The organism is Hafnia sp. (assembly GCF_036648275.1).
Taxonomy (GTDB): Bacteria; Pseudomonadota; Gammaproteobacteria; order Enterobacterales; family Enterobacteriaceae; genus Hafnia; species Hafnia alvei.
Genome location: NZ_JAVXIQ010000001.1, coordinates 253,712 through 270,647 on the forward strand (window position 1 = coordinate 253,712; position 16,936 = coordinate 270,647).

General features: G+C 44.7%; 18 protein-coding genes. All 18 read left to right on the top strand.

Annotated elements, in window-relative coordinates:
* The first annotated feature begins 390 nt into the window (after nt 1-390).
* The 18 genes from mqo to RSC70_RS01440 all read left to right on the top strand — a co-directional run bounded on the left by mqo (nt 391) and on the right by RSC70_RS01440 (nt 16,887).
* Nucleotides 391-2,043, top strand: coding sequence for a malate dehydrogenase (quinone) (gene mqo / locus RSC70_RS01355; RefSeq protein WP_282806643.1), 1,653 nt, complete (start codon nt 391-393; stop codon nt 2,041-2,043).
* A 189-nt stretch (nt 2,044-2,232) separates the two neighbouring features.
* Complete coding sequence (locus RSC70_RS01360) at nt 2,233-3,546, top strand: serine hydrolase domain-containing protein (protein WP_332541434.1); 1,314 nt, start codon at nt 2,233-2,235, stop codon at nt 3,544-3,546.
* Nucleotides 3,547-4,158: 612 nt separating this feature from the next.
* Nucleotides 4,159-4,749 (top strand): winged helix-turn-helix domain-containing protein, encoded by a 591-nt coding sequence (locus RSC70_RS01365; RefSeq protein ID WP_130998616.1) that lies wholly within the window; start codon nt 4,159-4,161, stop codon nt 4,747-4,749.
* A 173-nt stretch (nt 4,750-4,922) separates the two neighbouring features.
* Entirely contained in the window at nt 4,923-5,159 is a 237-nt protein-coding gene (locus RSC70_RS01370; RefSeq protein WP_025801724.1) for a Flp family type IVb pilin, read from the top strand.
* An 84-nt stretch (nt 5,160-5,243) separates the two neighbouring features.
* Complete coding sequence (locus RSC70_RS01375; protein ID WP_227658630.1) at nt 5,244-5,750, top strand: A24 family peptidase; 507 nt, start codon at nt 5,244-5,246, stop codon at nt 5,748-5,750.
* A 19-nt stretch (nt 5,751-5,769) separates the two neighbouring features.
* Nucleotides 5,770-6,591: an SAF domain-containing protein gene (locus RSC70_RS01380; RefSeq protein WP_282806641.1), complete on the top strand. Its 822-nt coding sequence runs from the start codon at nt 5,770-5,772 to the stop codon at nt 6,589-6,591.
* An 83-nt stretch (nt 6,592-6,674) separates the two neighbouring features.
* Nucleotides 6,675-7,997, top strand: coding sequence for a type II and III secretion system protein family protein (locus RSC70_RS01385; RefSeq protein ID WP_202210000.1), 1,323 nt, complete (start codon nt 6,675-6,677; stop codon nt 7,995-7,997).
* Nucleotides 7,994-8,488 carry a CpaD family pilus assembly protein gene (locus tag RSC70_RS01390; RefSeq protein WP_234619206.1) on the top strand — a complete coding sequence of 165 codons (495 nt, stop codon included), beginning with the start codon at nt 7,994-7,996 and terminating at the stop codon, nt 8,486-8,488. Before RSC70_RS01385 ends, RSC70_RS01390 begins: the two co-directional genes overlap by 4 nt.
* Before the next feature lie 12 nt (nt 8,489-8,500).
* Nucleotides 8,501-9,628: a tight adherance operon protein gene (locus tag RSC70_RS01395; protein WP_234619207.1), complete on the top strand. Its 1,128-nt coding sequence runs from the start codon at nt 8,501-8,503 to the stop codon at nt 9,626-9,628.
* Nucleotides 9,629-10,909 (top strand): CpaF family protein, encoded by a 1,281-nt coding sequence (locus RSC70_RS01400; protein ID WP_040046905.1) that lies wholly within the window; start codon nt 9,629-9,631, stop codon nt 10,907-10,909.
* A 3-nt stretch (nt 10,910-10,912) separates the two neighbouring features.
* On the top strand, nt 10,913-11,785 hold the full coding sequence (locus tag RSC70_RS01405) for a type II secretion system F family protein (RefSeq protein ID WP_304184824.1): 873 nt from the start codon (nt 10,913-10,915) through the stop codon (nt 11,783-11,785).
* Nucleotides 11,785-12,624, top strand: coding sequence for a type II secretion system F family protein (locus RSC70_RS01410; RefSeq protein WP_332541441.1), 840 nt, complete (start codon nt 11,785-11,787; stop codon nt 12,622-12,624). The genes RSC70_RS01405 and RSC70_RS01410 overlap by 1 nt, the downstream gene beginning before the upstream one ends.
* On the top strand, nt 12,611-13,348 hold the full coding sequence (locus RSC70_RS01415; RefSeq protein WP_332541442.1) for a tetratricopeptide repeat protein: 738 nt from the start codon (nt 12,611-12,613) through the stop codon (nt 13,346-13,348). The genes RSC70_RS01410 and RSC70_RS01415 overlap by 14 nt, the downstream gene beginning before the upstream one ends.
* Nucleotides 13,348-13,839, top strand: coding sequence for a TadE/TadG family type IV pilus assembly protein (locus tag RSC70_RS01420; RefSeq protein WP_096387316.1), 492 nt, complete (start codon nt 13,348-13,350; stop codon nt 13,837-13,839). The genes RSC70_RS01415 and RSC70_RS01420 overlap by 1 nt, the downstream gene beginning before the upstream one ends.
* Nucleotides 13,802-14,389: a tight adherence pilus pseudopilin TadF gene (tadF, locus tag RSC70_RS01425; RefSeq protein WP_332541443.1), complete on the top strand. Its 588-nt coding sequence runs from the start codon at nt 13,802-13,804 to the stop codon at nt 14,387-14,389. Before RSC70_RS01420 ends, tadF begins: the two co-directional genes overlap by 38 nt.
* Nucleotides 14,390-14,761, top strand: a complete 372-nt coding sequence (locus tag RSC70_RS01430) for a hypothetical protein (RefSeq protein ID WP_332541444.1) — start codon at nt 14,390-14,392, stop codon at nt 14,759-14,761.
* Nucleotides 14,737-15,987 carry a TadE/TadG family type IV pilus assembly protein gene (locus RSC70_RS01435; RefSeq protein ID WP_332541445.1) on the top strand — a complete coding sequence of 417 codons (1,251 nt, stop codon included), beginning with the start codon at nt 14,737-14,739 and terminating at the stop codon, nt 15,985-15,987. The genes RSC70_RS01430 and RSC70_RS01435 overlap by 25 nt, the downstream gene beginning before the upstream one ends.
* Before the next feature lie 357 nt (nt 15,988-16,344).
* Nucleotides 16,345-16,887, top strand: coding sequence for a hypothetical protein (locus tag RSC70_RS01440; RefSeq protein WP_025801741.1), 543 nt, complete (start codon nt 16,345-16,347; stop codon nt 16,885-16,887).
* Nucleotides 16,888-16,936 lie beyond the last annotated feature (49 nt).

Genomic DNA, 16,936 nt, shown 5'->3' on the forward strand with positions numbered 1-16,936 from the left:
TAAATGCACTAACCTTTATGAGTTAAATTCATTAATTGAAGGCGATGTGATTGATGTAAGACGGACAAGGATAACAGCCTGTTGTTAGGGGGCTTTATTCATAATATGTGCAAGCAAGAGAGTGAAATAGGAAACCCTTTTTCTTTATCTCCTCAAAGATATATATCCAGAGCAGCGATGCTCACTAAGATAAAGCTGTACGTACAGCTCGGTGGTTAATTTATACCCTTATTAAGATTGCTACATTTATCAATGAGCCTTTATTTCGTGAGTTTAAGAACGTGTAGAAACCCTATGGATAAATAGAGATGTGAATGCAATTTTAAATTAAGGTAAAAATGGAGTAGCATGTATTCACTGAATATATCTTAGAAATGTAAAATTATTATTATGCCTGCACTAAAAAAGACTATTGTTTCTCTAACCGCGGTCGCGCTGTTCGTCAGCACGGCTACCTGGGCGAAAGATGATGCGACGCAAAAGACCGATTTTCTTCTGATCGGCGGCGGCATCATGAGTGCTTCACTTGGCACCTGGCTACAAGAACTACAACCTGAATGGAAACAGGTGATGGTAGAGAAACTCGACGGCGTTGCGCTCGAGTCTTCCAATGGCTGGAATAATGCCGGAACCGGCCATTCTGCGAATATGGAGCTGAATTACACGCCGGAGCGACCAGATGGCACCATCGATGTCAGCAAGGCGCTGGATATAAACGAACAGTTCATGATCTCTCGCCAATTCTGGTCTGCTCAGGTTAAGCGCGGGATTTTGAATGATCCGCATGCTTTTATTAATTCTACGCCGCATATGAGTTTTGTATGGGGTGATAAAAACGTTAATTATCTGCAAAAACGTTACGATGCCTTACAGCAAACCACGTTATTCCAAGGTATGAAATTCTCAACCGATCACGCTCAGATCCAACAGTGGGCTCCACTGGTGATGAATGGTCGCGATGCCAACCAAAAAGTGGCCGCGACTTGGACTCCTGTGGGGACTGATGTTAACTACGGCGAGATTACCCGCCAACTGATCGGCAGCCTGAAGAAAAACAGCAACTTCTCTTTGCAAACCTCGGCAGAAGTGACTGAATTTAAACGTAATAATGACAACTCATGGCATGTCACGATCAAAGATATCAACAATGGCAGCGAGCATGCGATTGACGCCAAATATGTATTTATCGGTGCGGGCGGTGGGGCGTTGAAATTGCTGCAAAAAACGGGGATTTCTGAAGCGGAAAACTATGCCGGTTTCCCTGTTGGGGGCTCTTTCTTGATGACAGAAAACCCTGAGATTACCAAGCAGCATTTAGAAAAAGTGTATGGTCAGGCATCAGTTGGTGCGCCGCCGATGTCAGTACCGCATTTAGATGCTCGCTTTATTGATGGTAAACGCGTGGTATTGTTTGGGCCATTTGCGACGTTCTCGACTAAATTCCTGAAAAATGGCTCTATCTTTGACCTGCTGAGCACCACCACAACCAGCAACTTTATTCCAATGACGGATGTCGGCTTGGATAATTTTGATTTGGTTAAATACCTCATTAGCCAGGTTATGCTGAGTGATGATGATCGCTTTGCTTCACTGAAAGAGTACTACCCACTGGCGCAAAAAGCAGATTGGAAACTCATCCAAGCGGGTCAGCGTGTACAGATCATCAAAAAAGATCCTGAGAAAGGTGGCGTACTGAAACTGGGCACTGAAGTGGTTGTTGATAAGCAAAGAACAATCTCTGCGTTGTTGGGTGCCTCACCTGGAGCCTCAACTGCCGCACCGATCACGTTGAATGTGATTAAGCAGATGTTCCCAGAACAGTTCAATTCCCCAGAGTGGCAGAGCAAAATTCGCGATATCGTACCCAGCTACGGTCAAAAGCTGAATGGTAACGCGGCGTTAACGCAGAAAACATGGGATGACACCGCGGCAGCGTTGCAATTAACTAAACCACCGGTGATTCAAATGAACGATCAAGGCCACATGGCGATACAGGCGGAAGAAAAACGCCAAGATTCTCCACAGCACGATATGGCGCTGTAAATCGAGATGCCTCCGGTGCTAGCCGGGGGCGTTTATCTGCAAAAAATCTCACTCAATTCCTTTCCAAACCTCAACGATTCAAACACGTTTTTATGTGGGATTTCCCCACACTATCCGCCTCGGTACATTCCTGAACTCGTCATAAAGTGGTCTTACAAACAAGACCATGACCGAAACTAAGGGAACATCATGACTAAAATTAAAACCGGTATTTGCCTGCTGGCACTATGTTTGGGGGCTGCGCTACAGGTGAATGCTGCGCCAGCGGCTAACGACTGCCATAGCTTGAAACTCGCGGTCTGCCCTGCACCGACAGACACACAACTACCCGATGTTAAAAACATGCTGACGTGGGATCAACAACAGCGGGTCGTCGGATTTCGTAATGACTACCGCTCCTATGAAGGTGACGTTTTCAAAGCCGGAAAAGCGAAGCCAATCCCGCGTGCGGCACAGAACTTATCTGGTGTCACTTACCAATATCATGGCGTGAACATTGCGCTGAAAGATTACCTCAAGCGCAACAGCGTTACGGGCATGATGGTGATTAAAGATGGCAAAATAGTGTGGGATTATTACGGTAAGGGAAATACGCCGACCACGCTGTGGACATCACGCTCAGTGGGGAAATCCGTGGTATCAACGCTGGTGGGAGTGGCGCTGAAAGAGGGGAAAATCACCTCGTTAGACGATGAGGTGGTTAAATACAATCCTGATGTACGCGGTACGGCATGGGAACATGTCACGATCCGCCAGCTGTTACAGCACACTTCGGGCGTTACCTGGGGCGAGGATTACACCAATCCTAAATCTGACTTTGCGCAACTCACCCAGTGTGAAGCCAACAGTGACACCTACCATTGCGTCAATAAATTGGTGAAAGATCCACAGCGGAAAGCCTACGCCAAACCGGGACAGGCATGGTCTTACTCGTCTGGCGGGGCATGGCTGCTGGGCGATACGCTAGAAAAGGCGACCGGAAAATCGCTGGCACAGAACCTTCAGGACAAAATATGGCAGCCCGATGGAATGGTCCACGACGGTGTCTGGCACAGTTATCAGGTGGGCAAACATGATGTAGGCGCTCATGGATTTAACGCCACGCTCGAAGATTGGGGCAAGTTTGGCCTGTTTATCATGAATGACGGCGTGCTGCCTGACGGAACTAAAATGCTACCCGATCATTGGGTTGCGGATGCGCGCACATGGAATCGAGCAGAGAAATCGGTGACCGCAGCGCACCCTGATGGCAGCTACGGTTATGAGTGGTGGAATAATAGCGTACCAGCGAATGCCGTTAACGTAGGGCCGAAACAAGGGTTGGAAAGCAATGATACCCTGTGGGCCTTGGGCATTTTTGGTCAAATGATCGTTGTGAATCAAAAAGAGAAGCTGGTTATTGTGCAGTGGTCTACTTGGCCACAGGCGGAACCGTCCTTCAGTGCGCAACCGCTTGAGGCTTCGCTGATGTTTAATGCTATCGCGAATCATTTAGCCAAATAGTCAAACACATGTTTAGATGTTCAAACCACGCCTCGGCGTGGTTTTTTTATACTTATAACCCTTTGTATTTGAGCCGTGAGAGTGGGCTAGATACACGCAGGAAGGGCTTCAGAACATAGCTAAACCTCGCAGGCAGATATCAATAACTCTCAGTAAATAATTATAAATCTCGCAAACTTCAGTATATTCTTATTAATAAGTTTTTTCTAAGCGTATAGGTTATGCCTGATTGCAAAAAACAATCCTTCTGAAATTAATAGTTCTATTTAAATTCCTAAGAAATATTCTTATTTATAATGGTTATATTTTTTATCAACATGAGGTTATTTATGGTTATTTTAAAATAGTACTAATGATTAATCTTTATTTTGTATTTCTCGCGATCTGACATCCTTTAAAAAAAGGCGTATCGATATAATATTCGCTATATTATTCTTAATTTTTATGAATGAGATCAAATGAGGTCTATAGGGTTTATTCGATTATTTCTCTCTTGTATAATTCAATCTTAAATAGGCTATTCGATAAGATAGATGAGGATAATGAGATTCTATTTTTAACAGCGAAGGCTAATAATAGTGAAGATTGAAGTCACACTGGAGCTTACGGCTAATGAATGATGTAAGTAAGGATGACACGATATTCATCCTTGGGGATGGCATTCGGTTTGAGCCTGAAAAGCGCTGTCTGATTAACGACTTTGGAACAGTGATTAACCTGCCAGAAAATAGTTATCGATTCTTGCTTCTTTTATTAGAAGGGGAGACCGATAAACAAAATATTATCAATCAGGTATGGCATGAGCAGCGCGGTTCAGTGAGTGACAGTAGCTACTATGGCCAAATCTATATGTTGAGAAAGTCATTTGATCAGATTGGACTTTCAAGCGCATTTATAAAAACGATACCCAGAAAAGGGGTCAAGTATATGGGGAATGTGCTGCGTGAGAAAAAATATCTTCCCGATAATGGTCAAGAAGAAAAAGTGCCAGCACTCTCTTTGGCGACTTCGGTTGGAATGAATGAAACGCTAGCGTCACCCTTAGAGACTATGAGATATGCTCACCACAAGGAGTCATCGAATAACGGAAAAGAGTGGTATCACTCACGCCGCTGGAATGTATTTATCTCGATATTATCGTTGCTAGCGGTGTGCTGGATATCGACACTTGCTGTGGTAGTTATTCTATTTTTTGCTAAATAATTCTCAGCGTTGTTTATCAATCATAAATTATAAAAACAAATATGACCTCAATAAGGACTCCTGAGGCGCAATAGATTCTAATGGCTCCGTCGTTACCTATGGGGCATCGGCAACAACAAGATGGTTATTAACACGCCACCGAAATGGCGGATTTAAATTTACAAGGAATATCGATGAACACTTTTTTAACTAAATGTTATGTGGCTGCTCATGTTCGTTTTCATGAGTTTGGTAAAGATCAACGCGGCGTGACTGCGATTGAATATGCATTAATCGGCGTAGCCATGGCTACTCTGTTGGCATTTATTCTTGGTGATCAGAACTCAGGCTTCTTGGGCGCATTGAAAGAAACGTTTGATAAAATTGCTGAAGCAATCAAAAGCGTTACTATCAGCAAAACTACGCCGTAACGGAATACAACACCGTAACGCGATAACAATAAGTTAGAACGTATTTATTGTAAGGCTCTCTGTTTAGCAGCAAGAACATCATGGATGATTTTCTTGCTGCATTTTGTTGTGCATTTTTCTAATAACCGAAGTGGAATAGGCGTGGAAATAGACATGGTGTGGTTAATCAAAGCTAATTTTATTGTCACCTGCATGATTTTGATTTTTATTATGTGGCAGGACATTTTTTTTAGAAGGATCACACACACGAGTCTTGCATTACTCGCCATATCGCTATTGTCCTTGATTCTTTTACAATCACATCTGCCAAATATTTTGTTTGGTCTTGTCGCGTTAGTGGGAGGATTTATCCTTTTTGTCGCCCGCTTATGGGGTGGCGGTGATGCCAAGCTAGTAACCGTATTAGCGCTCTCTTTTCAAAGCAACGCATTTTATGATTTCTTGTTTTTAACTGCTTTTATTGGCGGCCTTGTCGCTATCGGCGGTCTTATTTTTTTTCGTAATAATTTACGTAGTCACGGCGTGCCTTACGGTGTCGCTATCTCTTTGGCATTTATCCTTATTTACCCCGTGGCGTCTTTTTATTATTAATCCTGCTTAGGACATCTTAATGAACCATCGCATGCTTTTTTTTCTTTCAATAATTGTTATTGCAGTCGGCATCGCCGGCATTTTTGTGCAAAAGAAAACGCCAGAGGTGGCTGAGGTAAAGTCGGTGCCTCAATCAAGTCACACCATCATGGTTGCGGAAGCAATAAGGGAACTAAAACCTTATGACATCTTAGGTCGTGATGATTACAAAATAACGTCGATTGAGATTTCCAAAGAAAGCAAAGATCGCCGTGATATTTCCTCATTAGATAACGGAGATCTTCAGGGATACTTAATTAGACACAATATTTCAAAAGGCAGCATTATTTTACCTGAAATGGTGGAATCACCAACGAGTCCAACCTTCTCAGCTCATTCACTGAGAAGCAATGAGACGCCATATAGCTATAAAATTAAACCGGAGGATGAATATCTACTTTCCTCGCTTTCAATTGGGGATGAAGTCTCACTCTACATCCGATTAGTTGAGGTGGATAAAAGTAAAAAAAATAATGTCGGTCTGGTAACGGAAGGCAGTAATAGCCCTGACAAAAATATGAAGCGCTATGCGATTAGCCGCGTAATGGGGCCTATTTCTATCGTAGATATTAAAAAGGCACCTAAGGCAGTGACCAAGAATTATAGCGGCGATGATTCGGTGGGAACGGTGGTATTGAGATTAGACGCTCAGCAACTGGCTGAACTCAAAGTCGTAGAAAAAGCAGGTGAAATCTTATTATTCCCGTTTGATCAGTATGAGGACGAGAACAACCAAAAAATAAGAATGGATGAAGTATTGCCCCAGTTTAATTCCGTTAAAGAGTTGAGAGGTGGAGAGTGAGTTTTTGTTTAGCGAAGCAGCAAGGTCAGCGTCAAAAAATAGGGCGAGTCCGAGCCAATGTGGGCGCGTTATGGCTACTGGGTATGACGGGATTATTTCTCTCTTATTATGTGCATGCTCAAGAGGTCTACATGGAAGCCGGAGAGTCTCAGGTTATTCAAGTTGATGGAAATATTGACACTATTTTTATCTCTGCTCCCAAAGTGGCCGACTATGAAATTATTGGCGACCGTGGCGTCATGGTTTATGCCAAAAGCGACGGCCAAACCGATCTCATTGCTTTTGACAAAAATGGTGACCAGCTCATTAAAACTACGCTGGTGGTTGATCCCGTTTTAAGCGCGGTGCAAAAAAAGGTGGGGCAACTGGTGCCGGATAGCCAAATTTCGATTCAGAAAGTGGGTAAAACCTACATTTTGAGCGGAACCGTGCCCACAGAAGAAGACCGCGACCGCGTTTATCAAATTGTGGGTGAAGGCGTGGGCGCTAAACGCACGGCGAATAAAAAAGATGTGCCAAGCATGAGCGGTGGCAGCGGTGGAGGAGGTGAAAACAACAATGCCTGGCTTGATGAGGTGGTGTATCAGGAAGTGATCAACAAGTTGAAGCTGCCGATCACAAATCAGGTCAACGTAAAGCTTTCGGTCGTTGAGGTGACCAAGACATTCAGCGACAACGTGGGCATTGATTGGGGAACCATCAGCGGCACCGGCGGCAATATTACGCCCGGCACGTTTCGTTTTGTGAAATTCAACGCCGACACGCTGAGCTCGCTGGTGCATGCCATCAGCAACGACTCGGTGGCTCGCGTGCTGGCTGAGCCGAATCTTTCCGTATTGTCGGGTGAGTCCGCTGAGTTTCTGGTCGGGGGCGAAGTGCCGGTGGTCACCAGCTCTGCCAATGGTTCCAATGTCCAATATAAGGATTTTGGTATCAAGCTGAACGTGGGCGCTAAAGTCAGCAGCAGCAAGCGCATCCGTGTAACGCTGGGGGAAGAGGTTAGCAACGTGGATAGCACCTACAGTACCAACGCCGGTGACTCGTTCCCTGCATTCCAAACGCGTCGTGCAAAAACTACCGTTGAGCTTGCCGACGGAGAAAGTTTCCTACTCGGCGGCCTTATCAGCAACAACGAGCGTGAAGATTTGTCTCGCTTACCGTTTATTGGTGATGTGCCAATTCTCGGAGCGCTGTTTAGAAATGCCAAAACCGAGCGGACGCGCGGCGAGCTGGTGGTGGTAGCCACCGTTAATCTCGTTAAACCCGTCACCATGCGCGATATCGTTTTGCCTGATTTTCAACGTACCTCAACGCTGGCTCGTTTTATGAATTTCGAGGGGATTAGCAATCTACGCGATAGAAAACTGGCTGAAGGATTTGTGGAGCAGGGAGGATTTATTAAATGAGGATCTCACATCTATTTCATGGCGCGCTTTTACTCATGATGATGGCATCGTTTTCCGGTTGGGCTAGCCAATTAGAAAAGCACGGCTCACCACAAATAACCGAACAGATCATCGCATTGACCGCAAGCGATCAAATTTCTAAAGAAATTGCGATTGGGAAGATTATTAATCAGGCCAGCGGTGGGTTTAACGGCTATATCCGCCTTGAATGGTTTGATGATGATTTTTCGGCTACCGCTAAGCAGGTGAGGCAAGACCTGATTGCCAAAGGCATCACGCCGGAGAGGATCACTTTATCCTATCAGGGCGGCGGCTATCGCACTCAAGAAACCTCGGGGATTCAGGTTCATATTCAAAAAATCATTCTGCGTTTACCCGAGTGTCGCTATATGACACAGAATTATAAGTTTGATCTTTATGATGATACGGGATGTGCCATTAACAACAATCTCGCTTCCTCATTGGTTAGCCCATACAAATATTATTTCTGAGGAAGAGCAAAAATGCTGTTATTCCCACAAAAGGACGATGCTAAATCAGCGCAAAATGAGAAGGCATTTTATGTTTTATCCTCGCGCAAGGTCATTAATGAAGAACTAAGCCAATTACTGCGATTAGCCGGTTTTAATCAGGTCACCAGCGTGCTGCAAGATTTAGATACTAGTCATAATCTTGCTATCTCTGAAAAAGACTATGGCATAGTTATTGATATAGGCCGCCAAGAATATATCGATAATATTGTGCCCGCTATTTTAGCCATGGTGCCGCGAGGCGTATGGTGCTGCGTAGTCGGTGACAGCGATTCAATTATGTTAGCGCAGGCCTTCTTGCGTGATGGCATCCAATATTTCAATTTAAACTCTCAGCGTGAGCTTTTTGTTCAGTCAGCTATTTCGAGCACCAATCTGAAATCAACGCGCTGGGCGGTAAGCATTAGTATATTGGGCTGTAAAGGTGGGGTTGGAAATAGCTCTATTGCCTACCAGACCATCAGCAATATTGTGCAAGCCAAAGAAATGCCGTCGCTCTTTGTTCAGGGAGCAAGCGGTTCGCGCGACCTTGATTTGCTAACCGGCAAAAAAATGGTGCAAGAAATCGTGGCTGGGCAAAAGAATCTTGATCTTATGAGCAGCAGTAGCTCGCTCTATCCCGATCTCTCGCTAGATGGCTTCCAAAAATATAACTTTGTACTGTTTGAAGAGGCTATTAATACCGCCAACAAAGAGACGCTACGCCAGTTGGTTGAAAGCTCATCTTGTTTGGTTTTAGTCATGGATCGCTCGATGGCGTCAGTGCGGGTTGCGCGCGGCATGATTGAAGTGGCTGAGTCGCTTAATCGCGCTCAGCTCGCACCGCGTAGGCTATTTATATGCCTCAACGACAGCCGCCCATTCAGCATGAATATGCTGAGTATTGAAGACCTGCAATCGCTATTAGGGCGACCGTTGGATGTGGTATTTCCCTATAACAAACAAAAAGACGGTATCACGCGTTTCGTTGGGCTAAATCGTAAAATTGCGCCTATCGACCAGCTCACTCGCTTAATTCTCGGCGGGGCACCCATCCATAAGGGATCGCTCATCAATCGCTTGATGAAAAATGGGCGCTTGAAAAAAAGTCAGGTGGCGTAAATGGATATCAGCGTTGAAATTCAAGAAGCACTGCGCGATGGCGTATTACAAAATATCGACATTAACACGATTGAAGCATTAGTCGACGACCGTATTCAGCTATTAGCTGAAATGAATCGCGTGCTAGAACGTGTGGCTGAACAGCAAAATATCTATTTAAATTCACAAAACCAAAATAGTTTTGCTGAAATGATGGCGGATGAAATCTTAGGGTACGGCCCATTAAGACCTTTGCTGGAGGATGAAACCGTCAGTGATATTTTGGTTAATGGCCCCGAGAATATTTATATTGAGCGAGCCGGTAAGTTGGAGCTCACAAAATGTCGTTTTATTAATAATAATCAACTAACGGATATCGCCAAGCGTCTGGTGCAAAAAGTAGGCCGCCGCCTTGATGAAGGACGACCGTTGGTGGATGCCCGGTTACATGATGGTAGCCGTTTAAACGTCGCGATCCCGCCCATTGCGTTAGATGGAACTTCTATCTCCATCCGTAAGTTTGGTAAAAGCAATATTGAACTGTCAGACCTTATCAGGATGAATGCGATGAGCGGACAGATGGCTAATTTCCTGATCATTGCTGCGCGTTGTCGGGTCAATATTATTATTTCCGGTGGAACGGGCTCGGGGAAAACCACGCTGCTCAATGCGCTGTCGAAGTATATCGATCCCAGCGAACGCATTATTACTATGGAAGATGCGGCAGAACTACGCATGATGCAGCCGCATGTTTTAAGAATGGAAACGCGCTTGGCGGGTGTGGAAAACACCGGCCAAATCACCATGCGAGCATTACTGATTAACTCACTTCGAATGCGCCCAGACCGCATTATTGTCGGGGAGTGTCGTGGCGAAGAATCGTTTGAAATGCTTCAGGCCATGAATACCGGGCATGATGGGTCTATGTCAACGCTACATGCGAATAATCCTCGAGACGCAATTTCGCGTTTGGAAAATATGGTGATGATGGCAGGAATGAATATTCCTATGGAGTCGATTCGTCGAAATATTGTCTCGGCCATTAACATCGTTATTCAAGTATCGAGATTAAATGATGGTAGCCGAAAAGTAATGAACATTAGTGAGGTTATGGGGATTGAAGGCGATCGCGTAATTCTGCAGGATATTTTTACTTTTCAAAGCCAATCTGACCGTGATGAAAATGGAAAAATTAAAGGCGAGTTTATCAATCATGGCTTGTTAATGCGCTCAACGGTGATGCGCAATGCGGTGATGTTCAACGTGAGTGATGACCTAAAGCATATATTTGGTATGGAGTGAGAAATGTCGTTTCTGATTCTATTTATAGGTTTGGCAGTCTTTAGCCTTAATTTTTATAACTGGCGAAAGCTGACCAAGATAGCCTCTAAAAGTACGTTTAATCCCAGACAATCCCTAGTCTTTGGATATATCAAAAATACGTGGCAAGAGTGGAAACTCTATGCGCTGGGAGATTACAGCCTGAAAGGCATGAAGGGCGGCATCATTGCTATTTCGCTGCTGTTGGTATTGCTGTTTTTGAATGCTAATTGGCTACAGTTTGACGTGGCCTTTTTTCTACCCGTGGCGTTAATCGTGATGTTTATTGCACAGCTGCGAATTGGACGCAGCCTGCATCGACGCTATTTCGAAGATCGTTTTCCTGAAGTGCTATCGGTGGTGAATGCGGCGGTATCAGCGGGAAATAGTATTCATCAGGCGCTGCACCGTTGTGGTGAAGGCATTGATGGTGACTTAGGCGCAACGTTTCATCGTATCGATCGGCGTTTAAATCTTGGAGAAGAACCCGAGCGTGTTTTTAATGACGCGTGGCAAAACTATCGCTATCGGGAGTTTTATTTCTTCGTGGTTGTGATGCTGGTGAGCCTGCAACACGGTGGGCAACTGCGCACCTTAATTGGCCGATTATCTCGGATCGTGAATAACAGTAAAAATATGGCGCGGCGTAAATCTGCCATGACCTCAGAGGCCAGAACGTCGGCCAAGATAGTGGCATCTATTCCGTTACTATTTTTCTGTGGCATGAAGTATTTCAGCCCACAAAACTTTGATTTCGTGGTTCACGATCCCGTTGGTCGCCTGATCCTTTATTACGTCATTGCCAGTGAAGCCATTGGCATGATCATTATCTGGATCTTATTAAGAAGGGCGCTCTGATGACGATGCTTTATTTAACGATGCTACCTCTCGGTATTTTGCTGGTGCTGATGGCTATCCGCCAGCAGCAGCACTGGAAGAAACAGCGAGACATCATTGAGCCTAAAAAAGAGGGTAAACAGCAGAATCAGTTTTCCACTATCGACTATCGTGCATTGATTATTAGCAATAGCCCTTGGCTGATATTTCTCAATGAATTAGAGAAAAGCCTTCCGCTCAAAGCGCGTATTTGTGGCGCAATTGGCGGCGTATTGCTGGTTCTTACAGTTATCGGTGTGCTTTCTATCAGCATGAAAGCCTTAGCTATGATTATGTTGTTCGTATTCATGATTGTTTTAGTGCTACCGGCCATGATGCTGAATCCGGCGATTAATACGCGTATCAAGCTAATGATGGATGCGCTGCCCTATTTTGTTGATTTGATCGCCGTATGTGTTCAAGCAGGGATGACGGTGGAGAGTTCGGTGAAATTTATTGCTGAACGCTCGGATGATTTGGACAAAAATTTGGCTGATTTAATGTCGCATCTCGTCAGGCGAGCCGAGGTGAGCGGTTTGGAAGAGGGACTCATGGACCTTTACCGCTCAATGGATATGACTGAGATGCGGATGTTTTGTGCCACGTTGCAACAAAGTGTCCATTACGGAACCTCGTTGTATGAAAACCTGATGGAACTCTCTAAAGACATTCGTGATATGCAGCTGCTGAGCTCGGAGGAAAAAATAGGCAAGCTGTCAGCCAAAATGAGCGTACCTCTTATTCTTTTTATTATGTTCCCGATTACTATTTTAATTGCCGCACCAGGTATTCTAAGGATTATGCAAAATGCACATTTCTAAAAAAATCACGATGGGACTTCTGTGTGTCACCTTATTAAGTGGATGTGTGCAACGAGCACCGACTTCTGCCAGTGATATGAATTATCAAGAGGATATTTTACTTAAGGCAAAAAACTATAACGGCCTGATTAATCTTTACCGCAGTTCGCTGAAGAAAAAAGAAGATCCTGCCGCACGTCTGAAACTCGCCCGTTATTACTACCAGTCTGGCGATTACAAATCGTCGATCTATTTTATGCAGCCGCTATTTAAAACGCCGGACTTAAATGTTTATACCTTACAGGCGCAGAATATGATCGCTTTAGGCGATTACCCTCAGGCTATCCGCGTCACTGAAAAAATGTTGCAGCGCGAACCGCAGAGTGCAGAAGCTTATAACCTCAAAGGAATCGCATTGGCACAGTCAGGAAAGCTAACGGAAGGCCTCGCCGCTATTGAGAAATCACGTAGCTTATTCATTGCAGATGATGTTGCTATCAACAATATGGCAATGGTGGCCATATTAGATCACCGTTATCAGGATGCGGTGAGTTTGCTGCTACCGCAGTATTTACGCGGACGTAAGCAGTCTCAACTTCTGCATAATTTGGTTTTATCTTTGGTTAAGGTCGGCGATCGGCGTTATGCCAGAGACATTATTCAAAATGAGAGCTTATCAGAAAAAAGCGATGAATTAATTGATGCGTTGGCCATGATTAATCCCGCAGAAAAAGGATTAGGATAATGAAACGATGTAGACATTTTGTCAGAGATAATAAAGGCGTCGCCTCCATTGAGTTTTCTTTAACGGTCATATTGTTTATTGCCTTGGTGCTGTTTGTCGCCGAGATTGCGAGAATGGCCTATATCTCTTCCGTCATTGATTTGGCGGTTTCCGAAGCGGCGAAAGAATCTAAGAATGCCTCTGCCTCCGATAATGGCGGCTATGACAGCCGCTTTCAGGCGCGGATCACACAACAAGGTGGCGCGATATGGGGATTTCTGACACGCCCTGATGCCGTGACCATGGATATTACCTATGCCGACTCAATTACCGACATGATTAATACCGGTGGCAGCGCAGGAAATTCTCGTTACAAGCCATTAGCACGTTATCACTTGGAATATAAATATACGCCAATGTTTTTCCCATTCCCCGGATTTTGGGTCAATAACTTATTAAATAGGGAGGTGATCTTTGTTCAAGAATATGAGCGTTCCAAATTTATGGACTGATAAACGCGCTGCGGTTTCCGTCGAATTTGTTCTGATTTCCATTGCGCTGATCTTTTTTATTTTCTTTCTCACCGATCTGGTTGTCCGTCAGGCAACGGTCGGAAAATTAGACCGCGTATCGTATTCGGTTGCCGGTATTTTACGTGAAAGGATCCAACTGTTTGACGCAAGAGAAACGCTGAATCAGCAGGATGTGGATGCAGCCGCTGATTTGGCGAGGAAAATACTCACGGATATGAATAGCACCATCGATCTTTCTCAAATGAGCATACACGTTGAAGAAATGCATTTTGAAGACCCAATTCGTCTTGGCGATGACAGAAAACAGATCAAACTGTATAAATCGTGGGACAGCGGCAGTGCTGGGCAATGTTTGCCACCGCAGCCGCTCAATCAACTTCAGCAGCTTACGCCGCGCGGCAGTTATGGACGCTGGGTACCGCTGTATCAGGTGACCGTATGTTTGCCGACCTTCAGCTGGTTCACGCGGTTAACGTCGACGGAAGAAACACCGATGATGTCTTCATTCGCCATCGTGATGTTGCGATAGATGAAGCGATACGGACTTTTATTCAGCCTGCTGTTGTTGTTTCTTCCAGTTCACGCGGCAAAGAATCAGGCAGTTATTTTTATTGATTCATCCAAGGTAAATCAGCAGGCGTTAATTGGTGAAATAAACCAAATGCTTTTTTACAGCCCAACGCTGAGAGCCAAAGTCAGTATTAATGTTTTCGATATAAACCCTGATGGGCCCGAGTTTATCGGTGAGATTAAATATATCCATGACCGAACTGGACGTGCTGTTGCGCAATATCGTCCGGGGCCGCTGCCTTTTTTAATTTGCCAAACGGGAAAGAAAGCCAGCAGTCGTGGAACTTTGAATACTAAGGAGCAACTATGTTTGTGTACCAACCATTGTTAGCCAGTATCCGACGCTTTAAGCAGGATCGCAGTGGGGCATTTGCGATTAGTTTTGTCATGATGTCTGGCTTTTTACTCAGTATGGCGGCTTTTGGGCTGGAAGGATCGCGCTATATTACCGAGCGCGCACGTCTTTCTGATGCGATGGAACAAGCTGCTCTGGCATTAACCGCAGAGGATAACGGCGATGGCGCGCAGCGAAATTATGATCTGTCGAGTGACTATTTTCGCGCCTATATGCGTCATGACGTTGACGTGTTTAAACCTAAGGTCATTGTGAAAAGCGGTATTTCACCCAATAATCAAAATCTGTCCTACGTAGAATATCGCGTCAGCGGACAGACGTTGCAGGACTCTTGGTTTTCCTCTAGTTTTTTTCCTAGCTTTGACGATCAGGTCGTTATCGGCGACAACGGCGCTGCGCGTAAATTTCGTTCAAATATGGATGTAATTTTTGTGACTGACTTTTCGGGGTCGATGAATGACGGTTTCGGCGGCAGCAATAAGCTGGCCGAATTAAAACGCATTGTGTTAAAGCTGTCAGATGAACTGTTTTCCTACAATATTGACAATAAAGTGGGGTTTGTTCCTTTTGGCTGGGGCGGCAAAGAGGGCGCAAACTGTGATTTTCCCTTTGTCAGTAATGGCCCTGTGCCATCAGATGTCCTTTCCGGTGGTAATTACAAAGCGTTAGAGCGCTATGTGAATATTGCGGGCAGCGTCGCAGCCATTCCGAACCCAGTGCATGATATTCAAATCCCGCTTTCGGCCGTGAATACCAGTACCTGTCTTCAGCAGAGCTCTTCGTGGAAAGTACCGCTGACCAGTAATCCAAATGAAATTAACCAGATTAATAATATGACGGCCTTCGGTGGCACCTTGGTCAGTTCTGGTGTTCTGCTCGGCGTGCCTTATTTAGCCTCAGGAACAGCCTCAAGAAAAGTTATGGTGATTGTTTCTGATGGGACGGATGACCCCGGAGATATCTCTATTACACCAAACCTTATTCAAGCAGGTATGTGCGATAAAATCCGTAAGGTACTGAGTACGGATGAATCAGTGGGAAAAATTTCATTTATTGGGATTGCTTATTCTCCTACCGTAGATTGGAAAAGCTGCGTAGGTGATAAAAACTTCTATCTGCCTCAAACGATTAGCGAGCTGGAAGATGACCTGCGGCGCGCCGTATTTGAAGAGGTGGGGCATAATATTCTTAAAGATAATTAAATTTCATCTTAATTCATACGTCTTACTTTTATCGCTTTAATTACTGCTAAAGCTTTGTGAGGAAAAGTGAGGTTTTTTTCAAGAATTAAACTGAGCCATTTCGTAAGCTTGCTTTCGTAATATAACGACGCTGATATGCGAAAAAAGTAAACGTGTAATAAGGACTATTGCATCGCAACGTTTTACGATTTATTTAACGATGCGTACTACTTTTTTGTCAGCATTGTCGTCTGCCTATTACGCAATGAAACAGAATAGAACGGATAAATATTATTGCTGGAGAACTATTTATTTTCCTGCATGGTATTGCTCTATCTGTAAAAGATGCATTTTATATAACAAGGACTTAATTTTTAAATGAAAACCAAAACTATGTTGTCTGTATTGGCCGGTCTAGTGATGTCTGCTTCTGCAATGGCTTCTACGCCTGCCAGCTATGATACCAAGTTCAACGTTAGCGCCAACGTTCCTGATAGTGCAACTATCACCGATCCAGGTGGTCGTCCTATCACCGATATGGACGTAGAGCTGACGCCAGCGGCATCAGGCTACATGGAAGCACAAACTACAGCGTTGAAACTCTGGAACAACGACGTGACCAAGCTGGAAGTTGCTCTGACCATGGATGACAGCCAATCTGTTACCGGCGACGCGTTCACCCTGTATAGCACTCAGGGCGGCACGCTCAACGATATGACTTATAAAATCAGCAGCATCACTTCTGCCGGGAGCCAGGAGTTCGCTGCATCAGGTGATTCTAAAGACTTTACTCTGAATGCAAACGGTACTCATGGCGAACTGCCAGTGATGTTCAAATTTGTCTCAGATAAAACCTATGATTCATTGGGCCAAGGTCATTATACCGGCGTTGTCTACGCTAACGTAAATGCCAAGCCTTAATCCTCTTCATTAAATCAGGCCAGGGTCAGCATTATGCTGGCCCTGTTTA

Excerpts from the sequence above, each read along its gene's own strand:
- RSC70_RS01390 (WP_234619206.1), top strand. The coding sequence starts at position 7,994 with ATGAGGATCTCACATCTATTTCATGGCGCGCTTTTACTCATGATGATG.
- RSC70_RS01415 (WP_332541442.1), top strand. The coding sequence starts at position 12,611 with ATGCACATTTCTAAAAAAATCACGATGGGACTTCTGTGTGTCACCTTA.
- RSC70_RS01380 (WP_282806641.1), top strand. The coding sequence starts at position 5,770 with ATGAACCATCGCATGCTTTTTTTTCTTTCAATAATTGTTATTGCAGTC.
- RSC70_RS01410 (WP_332541441.1), top strand. The coding sequence starts at position 11,785 with ATGACGATGCTTTATTTAACGATGCTACCTCTCGGTATTTTGCTGGTG.
- RSC70_RS01400 (WP_040046905.1), top strand. The coding sequence starts at position 9,629 with ATGGATATCAGCGTTGAAATTCAAGAAGCACTGCGCGATGGCGTATTA.
- RSC70_RS01385 (WP_202210000.1), top strand. The coding sequence starts at position 6,675 with ATGACGGGATTATTTCTCTCTTATTATGTGCATGCTCAAGAGGTCTAC.
- RSC70_RS01405 (WP_304184824.1), top strand. The coding sequence starts at position 10,913 with ATGTCGTTTCTGATTCTATTTATAGGTTTGGCAGTCTTTAGCCTTAAT.
- RSC70_RS01435 (WP_332541445.1), top strand. The coding sequence starts at position 14,737 with ATGTTTGTGTACCAACCATTGTTAGCCAGTATCCGACGCTTTAAGCAG.
- mqo (WP_282806643.1), top strand. The coding sequence starts at position 391 with ATGCCTGCACTAAAAAAGACTATTGTTTCTCTAACCGCGGTCGCGCTG.
- RSC70_RS01440 (WP_025801741.1), top strand. The coding sequence starts at position 16,345 with ATGAAAACCAAAACTATGTTGTCTGTATTGGCCGGTCTAGTGATGTCT.
- RSC70_RS01430 (WP_332541444.1), top strand. The coding sequence starts at position 14,390 with ATGAAGCGATACGGACTTTTATTCAGCCTGCTGTTGTTGTTTCTTCCA.
- RSC70_RS01370 (WP_025801724.1), top strand. The coding sequence starts at position 4,923 with ATGAACACTTTTTTAACTAAATGTTATGTGGCTGCTCATGTTCGTTTT.
- RSC70_RS01395 (WP_234619207.1), top strand. The coding sequence starts at position 8,501 with ATGCTGTTATTCCCACAAAAGGACGATGCTAAATCAGCGCAAAATGAG.
- RSC70_RS01420 (WP_096387316.1), top strand. The coding sequence starts at position 13,348 with ATGAAACGATGTAGACATTTTGTCAGAGATAATAAAGGCGTCGCCTCC.
- RSC70_RS01375 (WP_227658630.1), top strand. The coding sequence starts at position 5,244 with ATGATTTTCTTGCTGCATTTTGTTGTGCATTTTTCTAATAACCGAAGT.
- RSC70_RS01365 (WP_130998616.1), top strand. The coding sequence starts at position 4,159 with ATGAATGATGTAAGTAAGGATGACACGATATTCATCCTTGGGGATGGC.
- RSC70_RS01360 (WP_332541434.1), top strand. The coding sequence starts at position 2,233 with ATGACTAAAATTAAAACCGGTATTTGCCTGCTGGCACTATGTTTGGGG.